The following is a 205-nucleotide window of genomic DNA, read 5'->3' as shown; positions in this document are numbered from 1 at the left end:
CGTTGTCCGGAATTATTGGGCGTAAAGCGCGCGCAGGCGGCCTTTTAAGTCTGATGTGAAAGCCCACGGCTCAACCGTGGAGGGTCATTGGAAACTGGAAGGCTTGAGTGCAGAAGAGAAGAGCGGACTTCCACGTGTAGCGGTGAAATGCGTAGAGATGTGGAGGAACACCAGTGGCGAAGGCGGCTCTTTGGTCTGTAACTGA

The 205-nt window shown here is 54.6% G+C and carries 1 rRNA gene; it reads left to right on the top strand.

Annotation, left to right across the window (positions count from 1 at the left end):
- Positions 1-205 (top strand): 16S ribosomal RNA (locus tag M3221_RS27210); the annotation flags it as partial.

Origin of the sequence: Domibacillus indicus (genome assembly GCF_023715895.1) — a bacterium.
In the GTDB taxonomy this organism is placed as follows: Bacteria; Bacillota; Bacilli; order Bacillales; family Domibacillaceae; genus Domibacillus; species Domibacillus indicus_A.
The sequence above is the reverse complement of the archived record's forward strand: the minus strand, read 5'-3'. Positions and strand labels throughout refer to the sequence as shown.